The organism is Corynebacterium sp. CCUG 65737 (assembly GCF_024454115.1).
Classification (GTDB): Bacteria; Actinomycetota; Actinomycetes; order Mycobacteriales; family Mycobacteriaceae; genus Corynebacterium; species Corynebacterium genitalium.
In genome coordinates, this window is sequence record NZ_JAGPZB010000013.1 from 1 (window position 1) to 14,519 (window position 14,519).

At 62.9% G+C, this 14,519-nt stretch carries 13 protein-coding genes; 8 read left to right on the top strand and 5 right to left on the bottom strand.

Annotated features, from left to right (window positions below; all coding sequences use genetic code 11):
- Positions 1-158: 158 nt before the first annotated feature.
- Complete coding sequence (locus KBX17_RS09620; protein WP_256019593.1) at positions 159-1,880, bottom strand: CYTH and CHAD domain-containing protein; 1,722 nt, start codon at positions 1,878-1,880, stop codon at positions 159-161.
- A 114-nt stretch (positions 1,881-1,994) separates the two neighbouring features.
- Here KBX17_RS09620 and glnA point away from each other — a divergent pair, with 114 nt between their 5' ends.
- The 6 genes from glnA to KBX17_RS09650 all read left to right on the top strand — a co-directional run bounded on the left by glnA (position 1,995) and on the right by KBX17_RS09650 (position 9,526).
- On the top strand, positions 1,995-3,329 hold the full coding sequence (gene glnA, locus KBX17_RS09625) for a type I glutamate--ammonia ligase (RefSeq protein WP_005289434.1): 1,335 nt from the start codon (positions 1,995-1,997) through the stop codon (positions 3,327-3,329).
- Positions 3,330-3,374: 45 nt separating this feature from the next.
- Positions 3,375-6,434 carry a bifunctional [glutamine synthetase] adenylyltransferase/[glutamine synthetase]-adenylyl-L-tyrosine phosphorylase gene (locus tag KBX17_RS09630; RefSeq protein ID WP_256019594.1) on the top strand — a complete coding sequence of 1,020 codons (3,060 nt, stop codon included), beginning with the start codon at positions 3,375-3,377 and terminating at the stop codon, positions 6,432-6,434.
- Positions 6,435-6,444: 10 nt separating this feature from the next.
- Positions 6,445-6,753, top strand: coding sequence for a hypothetical protein (locus KBX17_RS09635; protein WP_255998773.1), 309 nt, complete (start codon positions 6,445-6,447; stop codon positions 6,751-6,753).
- Between the two features lie 33 nt (positions 6,754-6,786).
- The gene (thrC, locus tag KBX17_RS09640; protein WP_256019596.1) at positions 6,787-8,253 is read left to right on the top strand and encodes a threonine synthase; all 1,467 of its coding nucleotides are present in this window, start codon (positions 6,787-6,789) and stop codon (positions 8,251-8,253) included.
- A gap of 10 nt (positions 8,254-8,263) precedes the next feature.
- Positions 8,264-8,455: a hypothetical protein gene (locus KBX17_RS09645; protein WP_005289442.1), complete on the top strand. Its 192-nt coding sequence runs from the start codon at positions 8,264-8,266 to the stop codon at positions 8,453-8,455.
- Between the two features lie 69 nt (positions 8,456-8,524).
- On the top strand, positions 8,525-9,526 hold the full coding sequence (locus KBX17_RS09650) for a trypsin-like serine protease (protein ID WP_255998775.1): 1,002 nt from the start codon (positions 8,525-8,527) through the stop codon (positions 9,524-9,526).
- Here KBX17_RS09650 and KBX17_RS09655 read toward each other — a convergent pair.
- Positions 9,514-10,323, bottom strand: coding sequence for a hypothetical protein (locus KBX17_RS09655; RefSeq protein WP_256019598.1), 810 nt, complete (start codon positions 10,321-10,323; stop codon positions 9,514-9,516). The two genes, KBX17_RS09650 and KBX17_RS09655, sit on opposite strands and share 13 nt — an antisense overlap.
- A 49-nt stretch (positions 10,324-10,372) precedes the next feature.
- Here KBX17_RS09655 and KBX17_RS09660 point away from each other — a divergent pair, with 49 nt between their 5' ends.
- On the top strand, positions 10,373-10,897 hold the full coding sequence (locus KBX17_RS09660; RefSeq protein ID WP_005289449.1) for an NUDIX domain-containing protein: 525 nt from the start codon (positions 10,373-10,375) through the stop codon (positions 10,895-10,897).
- Positions 10,894-11,502: a GH25 family lysozyme gene (locus KBX17_RS09665; RefSeq protein WP_255994765.1), complete on the top strand. Its 609-nt coding sequence runs from the start codon at positions 10,894-10,896 to the stop codon at positions 11,500-11,502. The genes KBX17_RS09660 and KBX17_RS09665 overlap by 4 nt, the downstream gene beginning before the upstream one ends.
- Here KBX17_RS09665 and KBX17_RS09670 read toward each other — a convergent pair.
- From KBX17_RS09670 to KBX17_RS09680, 3 genes are all read right to left on the bottom strand, one after another.
- Complete coding sequence (locus KBX17_RS09670; protein ID WP_256019600.1) at positions 11,499-12,629, bottom strand: hypothetical protein; 1,131 nt, start codon at positions 12,627-12,629, stop codon at positions 11,499-11,501. The genes KBX17_RS09665 and KBX17_RS09670 overlap by 4 nt on opposite strands.
- Positions 12,630-12,726: 97 nt before the next feature.
- Positions 12,727-13,662, bottom strand: coding sequence for a TDT family transporter (locus KBX17_RS09675; protein ID WP_255994767.1), 936 nt, complete (start codon positions 13,660-13,662; stop codon positions 12,727-12,729).
- A gap of 58 nt (positions 13,663-13,720) precedes the next feature.
- Positions 13,721-14,287, bottom strand: coding sequence for a hypothetical protein (locus KBX17_RS09680; RefSeq protein ID WP_255994768.1), 567 nt, complete (start codon positions 14,285-14,287; stop codon positions 13,721-13,723).
- Between the last annotated feature and the right edge of the window lie 232 nt (positions 14,288-14,519).

Below are 14,519 nucleotides of genomic sequence, written 5' to 3' on the forward strand. Positions count from 1 at the left end.
CAAATTTGACGGTGCCACACCCCGTGAAAAACTAAAAGAACTATTCAACGGTGGCGCAATCACCCCTTGATACCGCCGAGCTGCTACTCAGTTCATAGGCAGAGGTTCATAGCGTCTTGCGGATCGGGGCAGATCGGGCCGGGTCGGGCCGGGCGGCGCTACTTCTTCTTGCCAGACTTGACCGGCTTGACCTTCTTGAAGGCCTTCTTCACCTCAGTGATGGCGTCCGGGTACCCCTTGAGCGCCTCGTTGCCGCGGGAGATCTCCCGCTGGAAGAGCATGCCGTAGGCGAAGGTGTCCTCGCCACGGGTGCGGGCCTCACCGGCGATCTGCTGGATCCGGTCACGCGAGGTCACCGCGTCCTGGAAATCACCGAGGACCTCCTGGAGCTGCTTGCACGCCTTCGACAGCTTTCCGGCGTTCAACCCACTGTCCTTGGCGGCGTTAGCGGAGTAGCGCAGCTTCTTAGCGGCTTTGCGCACGTCGTGGACGTACTCTTCACGGTCGTGAAGGGGCAGGGAGGTGTCCTGGTAATACTTCTCGGCCTTCTTCTGGCGCTTCATCAGCTTCTTGTAGCCGGTGGCGAGGTGGTCGTAGAGGATCTCCTCGGGCTCGGCGCCCTCAGACTCATCGGCTTCAGCCTCCACCTCGGGGAGCTCGAAGTCCGCGGCCGCGGAAGGGGACTCGGCGTCGAATTCGGCAGCGTCCGAACCCGGTAAGGCGTCCGGCGCACCTGCGCCAGGCACCGGCTCCCCACCGAGTTCTGGCGACAGGGGCGGGTTGGCCAACAAGGCGTCGATGTCGTCGAGAAGCTGGAGGTAGCGGTCGGAGTCGAGGGTGCGCACGATGCGGCGGTGGGCACGCTCGTACTCGCGGCGCATGTCGCCGCGGATATGCTCGTCGGCATCCGGGTCCACCATGCCGGTGTCGTCCGATTCGAGCAGGCCGACGAAACGCTCCTCGACGACCTCGGCGTCGCGGGCGGTGCCCAGCAGGGAGGCCAGCTCCTTGAGCTCGGACTCAAGGTGGGACAGCTGCGGGCCGGCAAGAATGCCTTCGAAAGTCTCCATCAGGGAGCGCAGCTCACGGGTGGCTACGCGCATCTGGTGGACGGAATCCCATTCGTCGTTGCGGACGCGGGGATCCCACTCGACGAGCTTGTCACGTTGGGCGCGAAGCGAGTCGACGACGGCCTTAGCGGGGGAGTCGCTGGAAAGCGGCGTGACGGCGGGCGGAACCGGCGCGTTGTTCACGGAGGTGCCCAGGGCGGTGGCGAGCTTGGAAGCCGATGCGGACTTGCGTGCACCTGCGTTGATCAGCACCGTTGTGGCCTCGTGGATAAGTGCGCCGCCGTCTAGGGACTCGGCGAGGGCCGGGCCGAGCTCGACCTCCCACTCGCGCCAGGAGGTCTGCTGGCCACCGGGCAGCAAGGACCATGCGGTGACGCGGTCGTCGCAGAACTCGGCGACAACGCCGCCGTCCGCACCCAGCAGCTGTGTCTCGGCGCGGTTGTTATCGATCTGCGCGATCGGTGCGAGCGGCTCACGGCGGACAATAGCGCGCACGGCGGAGAGCAATTGAGCCGGCGGCGTGGACAGATCCTCCAGCGGCGCGTGCAGTTCCAAGCGGCCGTGGGCGGCGGGCAGCTTCAGGTGCCAGCCGTCGTCGTTGCCGCCCGAGCGCCGGCGCAGGGTGATCTTCGCGCGTGTGAGGCGCAGGTCCGCGGTGTCGTAGTAGATCGCGGACAGGCTGTGGTGCGCGGTGTGGCCGAGCGTGTCCACGCCACTCAGCGAAGACAGGTCCGGCGCTGCAACGGAATCGTCGACGGCGAATTTCGCCTCGACCTCAAGAAATGTCTCAGAACCCAGTCCAGAACTCATGGTGATATCGCCTTTCGAGCAACTTTCGTGCGAACGGAGGAATTTACCTCTAGTTTACCTAAGGACCATGCGGCCCGGGGAAACCTAGCGCGCGTCCCCGCTACGCTGGTTGCCATGAACAGCCAACAAGAAAACGTCCTGCGCGACGTCGAAGAACGCGACATCCGCTTCATCCGTCTGTGGTTCACGGACCTGTTCGGTTCGCTGAAGACAGTGATGATGTCGCCGGCGGAGTTGGAGACCGCATTCGACGAGGGCGTCGGCTTTGATGGCTCGTCCATCGAGGGCTTTTCGCGCATCTCCGAGTCGGACACGTTGCTGCTGCCGGATCCGTCGACATTTCAGCCGCTGCCGTTCGACATGGATGACGGAATGCAAACAGCCCGGATGTTCTGCGATATCTCCATGCCGGACGGCAGCCCGCTCTACGCCGATCCGCGCCAGGTCCTGCGCCGGACACTGAACAAGGCTGCCGATGACGGTTTCGAGTGCGTGGCCAGCCCGGAGATCGAGTTCTTTGTGCTCACCGAGGGCAGCGAGGACAAGGAGCCGAAGCCTGTCGATGACGGTGGTTACTTTGACCAAGCGAAGCGGAATGCGGCGCCGCAGTTTCGTCGACAAGCGATCTCCGCGCTTGAATACATGGGCATCGTGACGGAATTTTCGCACCACGAGGGCTCACCGGGGCAGCAGGAAATCGACCTGCGCCACACAGACGCGCTGACCATGGCGGACAACATCATGAGCTTCCGCTACGTGGTGAAAACCGTCGGTGAGGCGAACAATGTGCTGGCCACTTTCATGCCGAAGCCGTTCCGCGAGCACAACGGCTCGGCGATGCACACTCACCTGTCGCTGTTCGAGGGTGACTCGAACGCGTTCCACGACCCTGACGATGAATACTCGCTGTCGACGACCGCCCGCCAGTTCATCGCCGGCGTCGTCGAGCACGCCAGCGAGATCTCCGCGGTGACCAACCAGTGGGTGAACTCCTACAAGCGCCTCCAGTTCGGTTCGGAGGCGCCCACGAGCGCGACGTGGGGAGTGTCCAACTCGTCCGCGATGGTGCGCGTGCCCACCTACCGCCTGCACAAAGAAGCTTCTCGACGCATCGAGGTCCGCACCGTCGACTCCGCCGCCAACCCCTACCTCGCGTTCGCCGCAGTGCTCGCGGCAGGGCTGGACGGCATCGATAAGGAGATGGAGCTGGGCGAGCCCGCCGTTGATGACGTGTTCTCTCTGACCCGCCGCGAGCGCCGCGCGATGGGGTACAAGGACCTGCCCGGCTCCCTCGACGAGGCACTGCGCGAGCTGGAGAAGTCCGAGTTCATGGCAGAAGTCTTGGGCGAGCAGGTCTTCGAGTTCTTCCTCCGCTCCAAATGGGACGAGTGGCACCAGTATGAAGACCAGATCACGAAGTGGGAACTGCAGACCAATTTGAATCTCTGATCGCTCTGTTGCAGAGCTCCAGAGATCCAAAGGAGGTAAGAAGAAATGGCCCGCAAGACCTCGCCGTCACCTGCGCAACTATCCCTCAGCAGCAAGAACGCCGCCGAGGATCTGGAGCGGCTCGGCTGGATCGACAACGACGTGCTCTACACGCTCGGCGCGGCCGGTAGCCCCGACCTGACGCTCAACACGGCGTACCGTCTCGCGGAAGCGCTCGGTGATTCCTATGAGGAGCTGCGCCAATCGCTTATCGACGATAAAACCCTCCGTGTCCGGCTCTTCGCCCTCCTAGGAGGATCGACCGCGCTCGGCGACCACCTGGTAGCCCACCCCGAGGAGTGGAAACTCCTGGCGGAGCCGTTGCCGGACAGCAGGGAGATCTTCCGCGCCATGCTCTCTGCCGTGGATGCGGTACCGGAAGACGGCGACCCGACTGCGACGCAAGAGCTGGACGCGCCGGGCACCTACCGCGCTGCTGAGGCCGGCAACGACGCGAAGCGGGCACTGAAGGATGCCTACCGCACGCTGATGATGCGGGTCGCCGCCGCTGACTTGGCGGGAACCTTTTCCTCCTTCAAGGGCGTCGGCGGGGACCAGGAGGAGCTGACGTACCGGGAGGTCACGGAGCTGCTCACCGTCATTGCCGATGCTGCGCTGACCGCAGCCTTGGCGGTGGCGATGCGCTCCGTCCACGACGACGAGAAGGCCGACGGCAAACTGGCCGTCATCGCGATGGGCAAGTGCGGCGCCCGGGAGCTGAACTACATCTCCGACGTGGACGTCATCTTCGTGGCCGAACCGGCTGACGCGAAGGCGACGAAGGTGGCCAGCGAGTTCACAGCCATCGGCAATTCGGCATTCTTCGACGTCGACCCGAACCTGCGGCCGGAAGGCAAGTCCGGTGCCCTGGTGCGCACCCTCGATTCCCACGAGGCGTATTACAAGCGCTGGGCGGACACGTGGGAATTCCAAGCCCTGCTCAAGGCCCGCCCGATGACGGGCGACATGGAGCTCGGCCAGGAGTACCAGGAACGGTTGCGGCCAATGGTGTGGGAGTCGAGCCAACGCGACTCCTTCGTCGAGGATGTCCAGGCCATGCGCCGCCGGGTGCTGTCCAACGTCCCGGAAGACATGCGCACCCGCGAGCTCAAGCTGGGTTCAGGCGGCCTGCGCGATGTCGAGTTCGCCGTGCAGCTCCTCCAACTCGTGCACGGGCGTATTGACGACACCTTGCGCACCCAGAACACCATCGAATCCATTGAGGCACTTTCCGCCGGCGGGTACATCGGCCGTGAAGACTCGGCCCGGCTCATCGAAGCCTATGAGTTCCTCCGCCTGCTCGAGCACCGTCTGCAGCTGCACCGCTTCCGTCGCACCCACACGCTGCCCGCGGAGGACGACGCGAAGAACCGCCGCTGGCTCGCCCTGACCGCAGGGTTTGTCTCCACCCCGAAGACGCCGGCTGTCGAGGCGATGGAGAAGCACCTCAAGGGCGAGCGCAAGAATATCTCCGACCTGCACTCACGCCTGTTCTACCGTCCGCTGCTCAACGCCATTGCGGGGATGAGCATCGGTGAGGCGTCGCTGACCAAGGATGCTGCCGTCGCTCAGCTCAAAGCACTCGGCTACACCCACCCGTCGCGCGCGTACGAGCACCTCACCGCCTTGGCCAAGGGGACGTCGCGTAAAGCGAAACTGCAGGCCATTCTGCTTCCGACTCTCATGACCTACCTCGGCGACACCGCCGACCCAGATGCCGGCCTGCTCAACTACCGCAAGCTTTCAGAGGCGGCGAACGACAGGTCGTGGTTCCTGCGGATGCTTCGCGACGAAGGCGTTGTCGGTGAACGCCTCATGCACATCTTGGGGACATCCCCTTACGCGGCGAATTTGATTATCAGTGCGCCGGACGTCGTCAAGCAGTTGGGCGACGGTGCCTCGAAACCGAAACTCTTGGACACGAACCCGGACCGTGTGTACAAGTCGCTCATCGCGGCCACGAAGCGCCACGCCGACCCGGACAAAGCCGTCAACGTGGCGAGGTCGCTGCGGCGCGCGGAACTGGCGCGCATCGCGTCGGCGGACCTGCTGGGCATGATGAGCGTGCGCGAGGTGTGCATGCAGCTGTCGTGGGTGTGGAACGCCGTGCTCGAGGCAGGGTTGCGGGCGGAGATCCGCGCTGACTTGATCGAGCGTGGGCTGGAGGAACCGTTGGCGCAGATCGCCGTAATCGGCATGGGGCGCCTTGGCGGTGAAGAACTCGGGTACGGGTCCGACGCAGACGTCATGGTCGTTGCCGAACCGAGCGAGGGTGTCGCAGAGACAGACGCGTTGGCGTGGGCAAAGAAGATCATCGACCAGATGCGCAAACGCTTGGCCAAACCGTCCAGCGACCCGCCGCTCGAAGTCGATCTGGGGCTGCGCCCTGAGGGACGTTCCGGCCCGGTGGCGCGAACCATCGCCAGCTACGAGCGCTACTACGACGAATGGGGCGCGGTCTGGGAGAAACAAGCCCTTTTGCGGGCCACTGTGTGCGCGGGAGATGTCGAGGTGGGGAAGAACTTTCTCACAGCCATCGATAAGTTCCGTTACCCGGAAGGTGGGGCCAGCGACGCGGAAATCAAAGAGATCCGCCGCATCAAAGCGCGCGTGGACAACGAGCGGTTGCCGCGCGGCGCCGACCGCGCCACGCACACGAAGCTCGGCCGCGGTGCGCTGTCCGATATTGAATGGACAGTCCAGCTGCTCACGATGATGCACGCCGATGCGTACGAGGAGCTGCACAACACCTCCACTTTGGAAGTGCTCGACTTCCTGGTCACAGATGAGGCGAACGGCATTATTGAGAACACGCAGGCGCGGAAGCTCACAGACGCCTGGCTCATGGCCACCGCTGCACGCAATGCGTTGGTCCTGGTCACGGGCAAACGCATCGATCAGTTGCCCGGTCCGGGGGCGCAGCTCAACCAGGTTGCAGGTGCGGCAGGATATGACCCGCAGGACGCGCAAGCGTTCCTGGACCGCTACCTGAAGGTCACGCGCCGGGCCCACCGCGTGGTGGAGGAAGTTTTCTGGGGCGAAGAACCGTCCTTCGAGTTCGAGTAGCGTTGAGCCCATGGCTATGAATCTCTCGATCGATCTGCAGGACGCGACCGTCGGCGACCTGGTCGCGCTCATCCGGGCGGCGCAGGCGGCGGGTGTGGACAACGCCACGAAGTTGGAACTGGAAGACACAACGCTGCTGGTGAACATCGTCGCCCCGGCAGTGGGTTCCGCGAACCTTGCCACGGCTGAGGACTTTGGGGGTGCGGACGGACCGTCGGGCCGCCACTCGCGCGGACACGAACCGCTGCCAGTGCTGGGGGACAGCGCGATCCGCAGCGTCATCGACATCCTCACCGGCAGGCAGGAGCCTCCCCGCTAAGCGTGTCCTGTGCGGCGGGTAAACTTCTTTAGCGTGGATTACATCTCAACGCGCGACACGTCGAAAACCCCGTACAAGTTCACCGACATCCTGCTTGGTGGCCTCGCCCCGGACGGTGGCCTCTACGTGCCCGTCGCGTACCCGCGGATTACGCCCGAGCGTCTTGCGCAGTGGCGCACCCTGTTGGACGAGGAGGGTTACGCCGCTTTGGCCGCCGAAGTGGTCAAACTGTTCGTCTCCGACATCCCGCCGGTGAAGATCGAGGAGCTGACGGCCAACGCGTACCGCACCCCGGTCTTCGCCGATGAGGAAATCGTGCCCGTCACGTCGTTGGAAGACGACATCTACCTGGCGCACCTGTCGGAGGGACCCACGGCCGCCTTCAAGGACATGGCGATGCAGCTGCTCGGCGAGTTCTTCGAGTTCGAGCTGGCGCGGCGCGAGGCCACCCTCAATATTCTCGGTGCGACCTCCGGCGACACCGGTTCTTCTGCCGAGTACGCCATGCGCGGCCGCGACAACATCCGCGTGTTCATGCTCACCCCAGCAGGCCGCATGACCCCCTTCCAGCAAGCGCAAATGTTCGGCCTGGATGAGCCCAACATCTTCAACATCGCCCTCGACGGTGTCTTCGACGACTGTCAGGACGTAGTCAAGGAGGTCAACGCCGACGCCGCGTTCAAGGAGAAGTACTACATCGGCGCGGTGAACTCGATTAACTGGGCCCGCCTGCTCGCCCAGACGATCTACTACATCTCCACCTACCTCAAGGTCACGGAGGCTCCAGGGGAGGGCCAGGAGCCGCAGCAGATTTCCTTCTGCGTTCCCACCGGCAACTTCGGTGATATCTGCGCAGGTCACATTACGAAGCAGATGGGTTTGCCCGTCGACAAGCTCATTGTGGCGACGAACGAGAACGATGTGCTCCACGAGTTCTTCACCACGGGCCAGTACCGTCCGCGCTCTGCCGCGGAGACGCAGGCGACCTCCTCGCCGTCAATGGACATCTCCCGCGCATCCAACTTCGAACGATTCATCTTCGATGTGCTCGAGCGCGACGCAGATCGCACGAGCGACCTATTCGCGGTGCAGGCGAAGGCTGACGGCTTCGAGCTCGAGGACTACCTCATGGAGCAGATCCGCGCCGATTACGGGTTCCTGTCCGGCAAGTCCACGCATGCAGATCGCTTATCGACGATTCGTGCCACCCACACCGACCACGACGTCATGATCGATCCGCACACCGCGGACGGTGTCTTTGTCGCGCGCGGTGTGGCGGACCGAGTGGACACCCCGATTGTCGTGCTGGAGACCGCGCTGCCGGTGAAGTTCTCCGAGACCATCGTGGAAGCGACTGGTGTGGAACCGGATGTTCCGGAGCGCTTCGCGGAAATCATGGATGCGGACCGCCATGTCGTGGATATGCCGAACAACGCCGAGACCGTGAAGCAGTACATCGCTACAATCGCCGACAGCAACGCAGCCGAGGACAACGAGTAGAGGAGCACTCATGGCGCAGGAACAGTTCGCAGGCCCCGACCACTACACCGAGTTCGACCCGGAGAAGTTCGTCCGCGACCTGAAGGTCCAAAAGTCCGTGGATGAGGACGACAAAGGCGGAAAAGCTGCGAGCGAGAAAGATGCCGCTGGCATCGACGACACCGCCGCGAACGCCGATTCTGACTCCGCCGATCAGGTGTAACCACCACGGGTTGACCCAACGGTGACGCAACCATCTATGCATCCGTCTGAGCCCCCGCGGGAGTACCCCGTGCAGGGGAGCGACGAGCTGCCCGTTCATTACCAGCTGCAGCCGCTGCCTCAGCCACAGCCGCATCCGCAGCGCCGGTCGAGCGACAGCGGTTTGACCCTGTGGTCGGCGCTGATCGTCATCATGACGTTCGTTGTCGCCTCGGTGGTGTGGCTCGGCGTGAGCACCTCGGATTACCCGACTCTCACCGTCGAGGAGCGCCAAGCGCGCGAGGATGTCCGGACCCCTGGGGGGCCGGCGGCTGATGCGCCCGTAGAGGAGCTGCCGGGGACCCCCGTCATCCAGCCGGCGTTCGCTCTGTGGGCCCCGGGCACAAAGATCCAGTCCACGCAGCATTACCCCCAGCCAGGCGAAGTTTTCACGGCGCAGTCATGCACTGTCGCGTTCAGTTTCAGCGCCGACGACGGCCGCAACTTCGCCGTCACCGCGGGCCACTGCGGGCGCGAAGGCGACCTGGTGTGGCCGACGAACGCGGAGACGGTGCACGACTTTTCTGTTGAAGCGGGCCGTTATATTTACTCGGGGCTGTACAGCGATGAAAACGGTGACATCGATGTGGGGATCATTGAGATCACTGACCCGAACCGCTTCATGGATCTCGTGGGTGACCCGATTGACACCGGCCTGTACGAAGGCAAGATGGAGCCCGGCGAGCGCATCTGCAAAACCGGCGGAACCACTGGGTTAACCTGCGGAGAGTTCAAGGCGACGGAGCGCATCCAGGTAATCCGCACGGAAGCGGATGTGGAGCGTGAAACCCACGGCGACATCGCCAACGTGTGCGCCCTGCCCGGTGATTCCGGCGGCCCGGTGTTCTACATCGTCGGTGACCGCGCCACGATCATCGGCGTGGTCTCGGGTACTGAAGCTGGCCGTGCGCACGAGGAGTGCGACATCCCCGGCGCAGAGACCAAGATGATGAGCTACTCCAACCTCAACCAGGTCATGGAAGTGATTCGTCGCGTTGTCCCCAACGCTACGTTTTCAGATCAGCGCTGGTGAGATTCGCCCGTGAGCTCTTCTGTCGTTGCGTAGTCGGGCTTCCCGCGAGATTTGACCACACGGTGCACTTCGTTGGGGCTGTAGGTGTACAGGTTGATCTTCTCGATCGCGCGGGGCCGGCGCAGCGGGTTCCACGTCTCGTGGATCTTCTCGGCGACGTCATTAGAGTCGACAAACCAGTTCATGGTCACAGCGTTCTTGTGGCCGCGGTTGGGGTGGTTGGCAAAGTCGATTGAGTCCGCTTTGCCGTCGAGAGCAAAGGTGAGCATGCGCTCGATCGTCTCCGGAGGCAGCGAGGTGTAGCAAAAGCCGTTGAATGTCACGCGGGTGTTATCTGGAGTTTCCAGAGCCATGGCGTCCAGGCAATTCTGCTCGAGCAGCCGGCTGATATGCCCTGTTAGCTCCGGCATCATGCCGAGCGCTTCCTCGGACACAGTGCCGGTGACTGCGACGCCGGTGTAGGTGCGTGCCGTCGCGGCGTCCTGGATGAGGTAGGAGCGTATCGACGATTTCACCTGCTTCTCATCCGTGCCCGGGGGCGCCGGCTTGGGTTCTCGGGTGACAGTGACCTTGTCCTCCTCGCCCGGACCGGTCACCGTGGTCACCGGGGTGGTCGTGGACTCGGTGGTAGTGGTGCTGCTTCCACTCGTCCCCGTCGTCGCTGTGGCGGAAGCCGCACGTTCTTCGGCTCCAGACTCGTAATTGAACAGCCCAATGGTGAGAACCACGCAGATAACGAGCAGGGCACCGAACCCGACGATGAAGGCTGGGGTGGGCAGGCTGCGCAGGTCTCTCATAGTGCTTCTAAACTTTAGCGCCCTTTGCCCGCAACGTAGACTTGGCGGTATGCCCATTCCAGATTTCATTGTGGAGACTCGCAAGAAGATCGGCCATGACCCCATGTGGATCCCCGCTGTGTCGGCGTTGGTCCTGCGGGATTCCACGGACGGTTCCGCATGGGCAGTGCCGGAAATTCTGCTGGTCAAAAGGGCAGACAACGGGAAGTGGACTCCAGTGACGGGGATTTGTGATCCCGGTGAGGAACCGCAGGACGCCGCTGTGCGCGAGGTCATGGAGGAAACCGGTATCGAGGCTGCTCCCGCGGCACTGATCGGAGCTGGCGCCATTGGCCCGATCACCCATGAGAACGGCGACCAGGCGAGCTACATGTCCATCGCGATCCGCCTTGAGCCTGTCGACGCCGCCGCGGCCCCGCACGTCGCCGACGACGAATCGACGGAGGTCGGCTGGTTCTCTGTCGCCCATATGCCGGTCACGGACCCAAAGTGGCGCCTTGTCATTGCCGACGCGATCGCCCAGCGCAAGCACCCGGCTAATTTCTCTCCGCGCATGGGATTCACCAAGCGGTGACGGGTCCAGGCTCTCGCGTCCAGTTCGGGGTGGATGTCAGCGAGCACCAGGATGGCATCAGCCTCGTGCGTGCTGCAGCCGAAGGCATCGAGTTCGCAGTGGTGCGCACCACGGATGGCACGTACAAAGACCGCACATACCGCTCGCATATCGACGATGCCTCCCACGCCGGCATCGCAGCCGAGTCCTACCACTACCTGCGTAACCCCTCGGAGGGCACCACGATCGCTCAGCAGGTCGAGGCATCCCTCGAGGTGATGTCAGACGCGCAGCGCCCGGTGTGGCTGGATTGTGAAACCCCTGCGGGACTCCACCTTGACCACATCCGCGAGGCGCGCGATCTTTTCTTGCAAGCGGGTGTTCCCGTGCGCGGCATCTATACCTACCCGCACTTTTGGCGGTGGCGAATGCTCGGTGCCGACACCCGGGAGTTCGGCCAGGTGTGGTTAGCCCAGTACGGACAAAACCCGGCCGGTCCGCCCGCGGAGATCTACACGGGGGAGTGGCCGGGTGCCGTCGGCAAGCAAGCGCCCGCAATGTGGCAGTTCAGCTCGCGCGGTCACGTTGCTGGCTTCGAGGTCGACGTGAACGCGCGGACGAACTAGCGCGGGTTCTCCTCGGTACCGGTCGAGGAGTCAGTCTCCGGGGAAGGACCTGTCGATGTGCCGGCTGAAGTGCCGCCTGAGGTGTCACCCCACGTGGACTGGCCGCCAGAAGACGGGACGTCAGACGACGCGGTGCCAGAGGACGATACGTCCGTCGTGGACGAGGTGCTCGAAGGCTCGACGCGGTAGCTGGTGCTGCCGGACTGCTGGGTGCTGCCGGACTGCTGGGTGCTCTGCTGCGGTGGCTGGAACCCCTGCTGGTCCTGCTGGTACGGCTGCTGGAAACCCTGCTGCGGCTGCTGGGCGGGCTGGCCGTATGGCTGCGGTTGCTGGAAGCCCTGGCCTGGCTGGCCTGGCTGCTGGAAACCCTGCTGGCCTTGCTGGCTCTGCTGCTGGAACTGCTGCTGCGCGTTGCGCTGCTGTACCTGCTGGACGGAATTCTTCGCCTTGGCGAACTGGCCTTCAATGCCAGAACGGCCCTTGACAAGCAGGAAGATGCTCAACGCCAGAGCCAGGATGCCGAAGAGCAACCACATCCACCACCCGGCGCCGAGGGAGGTGTAATCGTCGCCGATCGAGCTAAAGAAGAAGAACAGGATGCCGGAGAGCTGCAGACCAGCACCGATGATACCGAGAATGGCACCGAGCTTTTCCTTGCCCAGGAAGTAGAGAACCGTCGCCGCGATGTAGCAGCCCAGAGTCAGGACGGTGCCGATGCCGATGAGGAAGGTGCCCGTCACTTCCTCCTTGAGCGCTGCCTCACCGAGACGGCCGAGGCCAGAACTTTCGACGCTGAAGGCACCCCACCAGTTGAGCGTTCCGCCGATGGAGCCCAATCCTTCAAAATCATCAAGGTCGACAATAGTCCTGGACACAGTCATGAAACTGGTCAGGAAGCTCAGCAGGAAGAACCCGAGCATTGCCCAGGTAGGCCATACCGGCGTTACCTTCGGCGCCTGCATCGTGCCGCCGGGCTGGCCTGGCTGCGCGCCCCACTGCGGCTGGCCCTGCGGCTGATTCGGCTGATTCGGCTGCGCACCCCACTGCGAGGGGTTTGGCTGGTGGCCGGGTTGCGGACTGCCCCACTGACCTGCGGAGTTAGAAGCGGGGTTGTTCGGTGTTGTCATGGTGACCTTTCCAAAGATGAAGTTTTCGGTCTTTAGACTATCCGAAAAACTTCCAGCGGAAAGGATTAGTCGGAGATTCAACCCCGGCCGCAGTTAATTAGGCTCGGCCTTCCTTTACCCAGCCGATGAACCTGCTCGAACACAGCGACCAGTGAATGATGAGCAGAACGGGAATGCTCAAAGCAACAGTGTCGAGCCAGTTAGAGCCGTTGACCAATGCGACCTGGTGTCCGCCCATGCTCACCGTTCCCGGCGGGAACGTGCAGGCCCACCATGCGGGGGAGTAATCCACCCAGCGCACGACGTTCGGGTAGAACTTCACCATCGCGAAGATCGCAAGGGGAATGGCGATCACCAACGCAGTTAGTCCGTAGCCGATGGAGTAGTGGCCGGGGTAGAGGAGCTGAATTGCTGTTGTCGATTGGCCGACAACGCCGAGCGGAACCCATGCTGTTGCCGAGTTGGCACCGCTGAGATCTACGTTGCCGCGCCACAATTGCCAGTAGACGTAAATGAAAATCGGCACGGCGGTGAAGAAGGACATCACGAAGAAAACGGTGCCCATCGTGTGGTAGAGCTGCCCGTAGTCGCGGGCGAGCCACGCGCCCACAGACGACGAAATCATCGGGCCAACGAGGGGGAGACCCCAGGTGAACTTTGGGGGTCCTTCAAAACGCGTGAGCTGAATTGCCCACGTGATCACAGTGGCCGGCGCTCCGATCCAGAACCCGATCAGGCGGAAAACTGTGTGGCCGGTCAGCCCCGACATTGCCGCCCCCAGGGCGAGGATGCCGATGAAGAACATTGACCACGCTGCCATGGAGGTGCGGCGGAAACTCGGTTGGCGGTAACGCACGAAACCGACAATGAGAACGGCCAGGATCCCCCACGCGATCGCGGCAAAGATGCCGGAAGCGATCCTCAGGTCGAGTTCGACGAGGAGGCGGGAAACGATTGAGGTTCCCATGAGACTGCCGCCCCATTCGGGTCCAGGGGGCGGCAGTTGGCGGAATTTGGCAGGCACTCTGGGCATCGTAGTCCTCGGCTCGTGGAGTATCTACTCGGTTCGTCTCGTGCCCCCCAAACGGCCGTTAATAGGCAGAAGGATAGGGTGTACCGGCTTGAGGGGGTTGTACTGCGGGGTATTTCTTGCCGCCTGCAACGAGAACAACGATGTAGAAAATGAAGCCACCAACCGAGGCTGCGAGGAAGAGCCACAAACCAGTGCCCGGGGTGACCGTGAGGTTCTCTTCCATTTCGGGGGCAACGGATATGAAGAAGAAAATCAAGCCTGTGCCCGCCATCTGAGCAAGAGCGGCGAGGATGCCGGGTAAGGCAGATAGCCGGTTGTTGAACAACACGCATATCACGGCAAGTCCTGCCAACACGAGAACCACGATGACGCCGCCACTGATCACGCTGATCAACGTCTGGAAGTCCTCGTCTTCAACGAGTTCCTGCCTTTGTTCCTCTTCGGCTGCCTCGATGTCGTAACCCAGCGCGTCTTCGTCGAAGCCGACGGCATCGAACTCCACGTGCCCCCACCAGTTCAGGGTCAACCCAACATAGCCATCGGCGTCCACTCCTTCTGGCAGCATCAGGGAGCTCACCCCGTATTCGTTCGCAAGATCCTCCGTCGTCATTTTGGCGATCATCATCGGAAGGAACGTACTGCCAAGGATCAACAAGAAAAGGGCGATCACGCCGAGCTTTGGCCAAACGGGGGAACGACCCTCCAACCCGGCGTGGGGATTATATGGCGCATACGCAGCGCTTGGCTGGGCGGCAGGGGTGTACTGTGGCTGGGGTTGCGGGGTGTACTGCGGCTGGTTTGTGTATTGCGGGTAACCGCCTTGGGACGCATGCGGGGGCTGAGCTGAAAACGGGTTG

Excerpts from the sequence above, each read along its gene's own strand:
- KBX17_RS09620 (WP_256019593.1), bottom strand. The coding sequence starts at position 1,880 with ATGAGTTCTGGACTGGGTTCTGAGACATTTCTTGAGGTCGAGGCGAAA.
- glnA (WP_005289434.1), top strand. The coding sequence starts at position 1,995 with ATGAACAGCCAACAAGAAAACGTCCTGCGCGACGTCGAAGAACGCGAC.
- KBX17_RS09630 (WP_256019594.1), top strand. The coding sequence starts at position 3,375 with ATGGCCCGCAAGACCTCGCCGTCACCTGCGCAACTATCCCTCAGCAGC.
- KBX17_RS09635 (WP_255998773.1), top strand. The coding sequence starts at position 6,445 with ATGGCTATGAATCTCTCGATCGATCTGCAGGACGCGACCGTCGGCGAC.
- KBX17_RS09645 (WP_005289442.1), top strand. The coding sequence starts at position 8,264 with ATGGCGCAGGAACAGTTCGCAGGCCCCGACCACTACACCGAGTTCGAC.
- KBX17_RS09655 (WP_256019598.1), bottom strand. The coding sequence starts at position 10,323 with ATGAGAGACCTGCGCAGCCTGCCCACCCCAGCCTTCATCGTCGGGTTC.
- KBX17_RS09660 (WP_005289449.1), top strand. The coding sequence starts at position 10,373 with ATGCCCATTCCAGATTTCATTGTGGAGACTCGCAAGAAGATCGGCCAT.
- KBX17_RS09670 (WP_256019600.1), bottom strand. The coding sequence starts at position 12,629 with ATGACAACACCGAACAACCCCGCTTCTAACTCCGCAGGTCAGTGGGGC.
- KBX17_RS09675 (WP_255994767.1), bottom strand. The coding sequence starts at position 13,662 with ATGCCCAGAGTGCCTGCCAAATTCCGCCAACTGCCGCCCCCTGGACCC.
- KBX17_RS09680 (WP_255994768.1), bottom strand. The coding sequence starts at position 14,287 with ATGATGATCGCCAAAATGACGACGGAGGATCTTGCGAACGAATACGGG.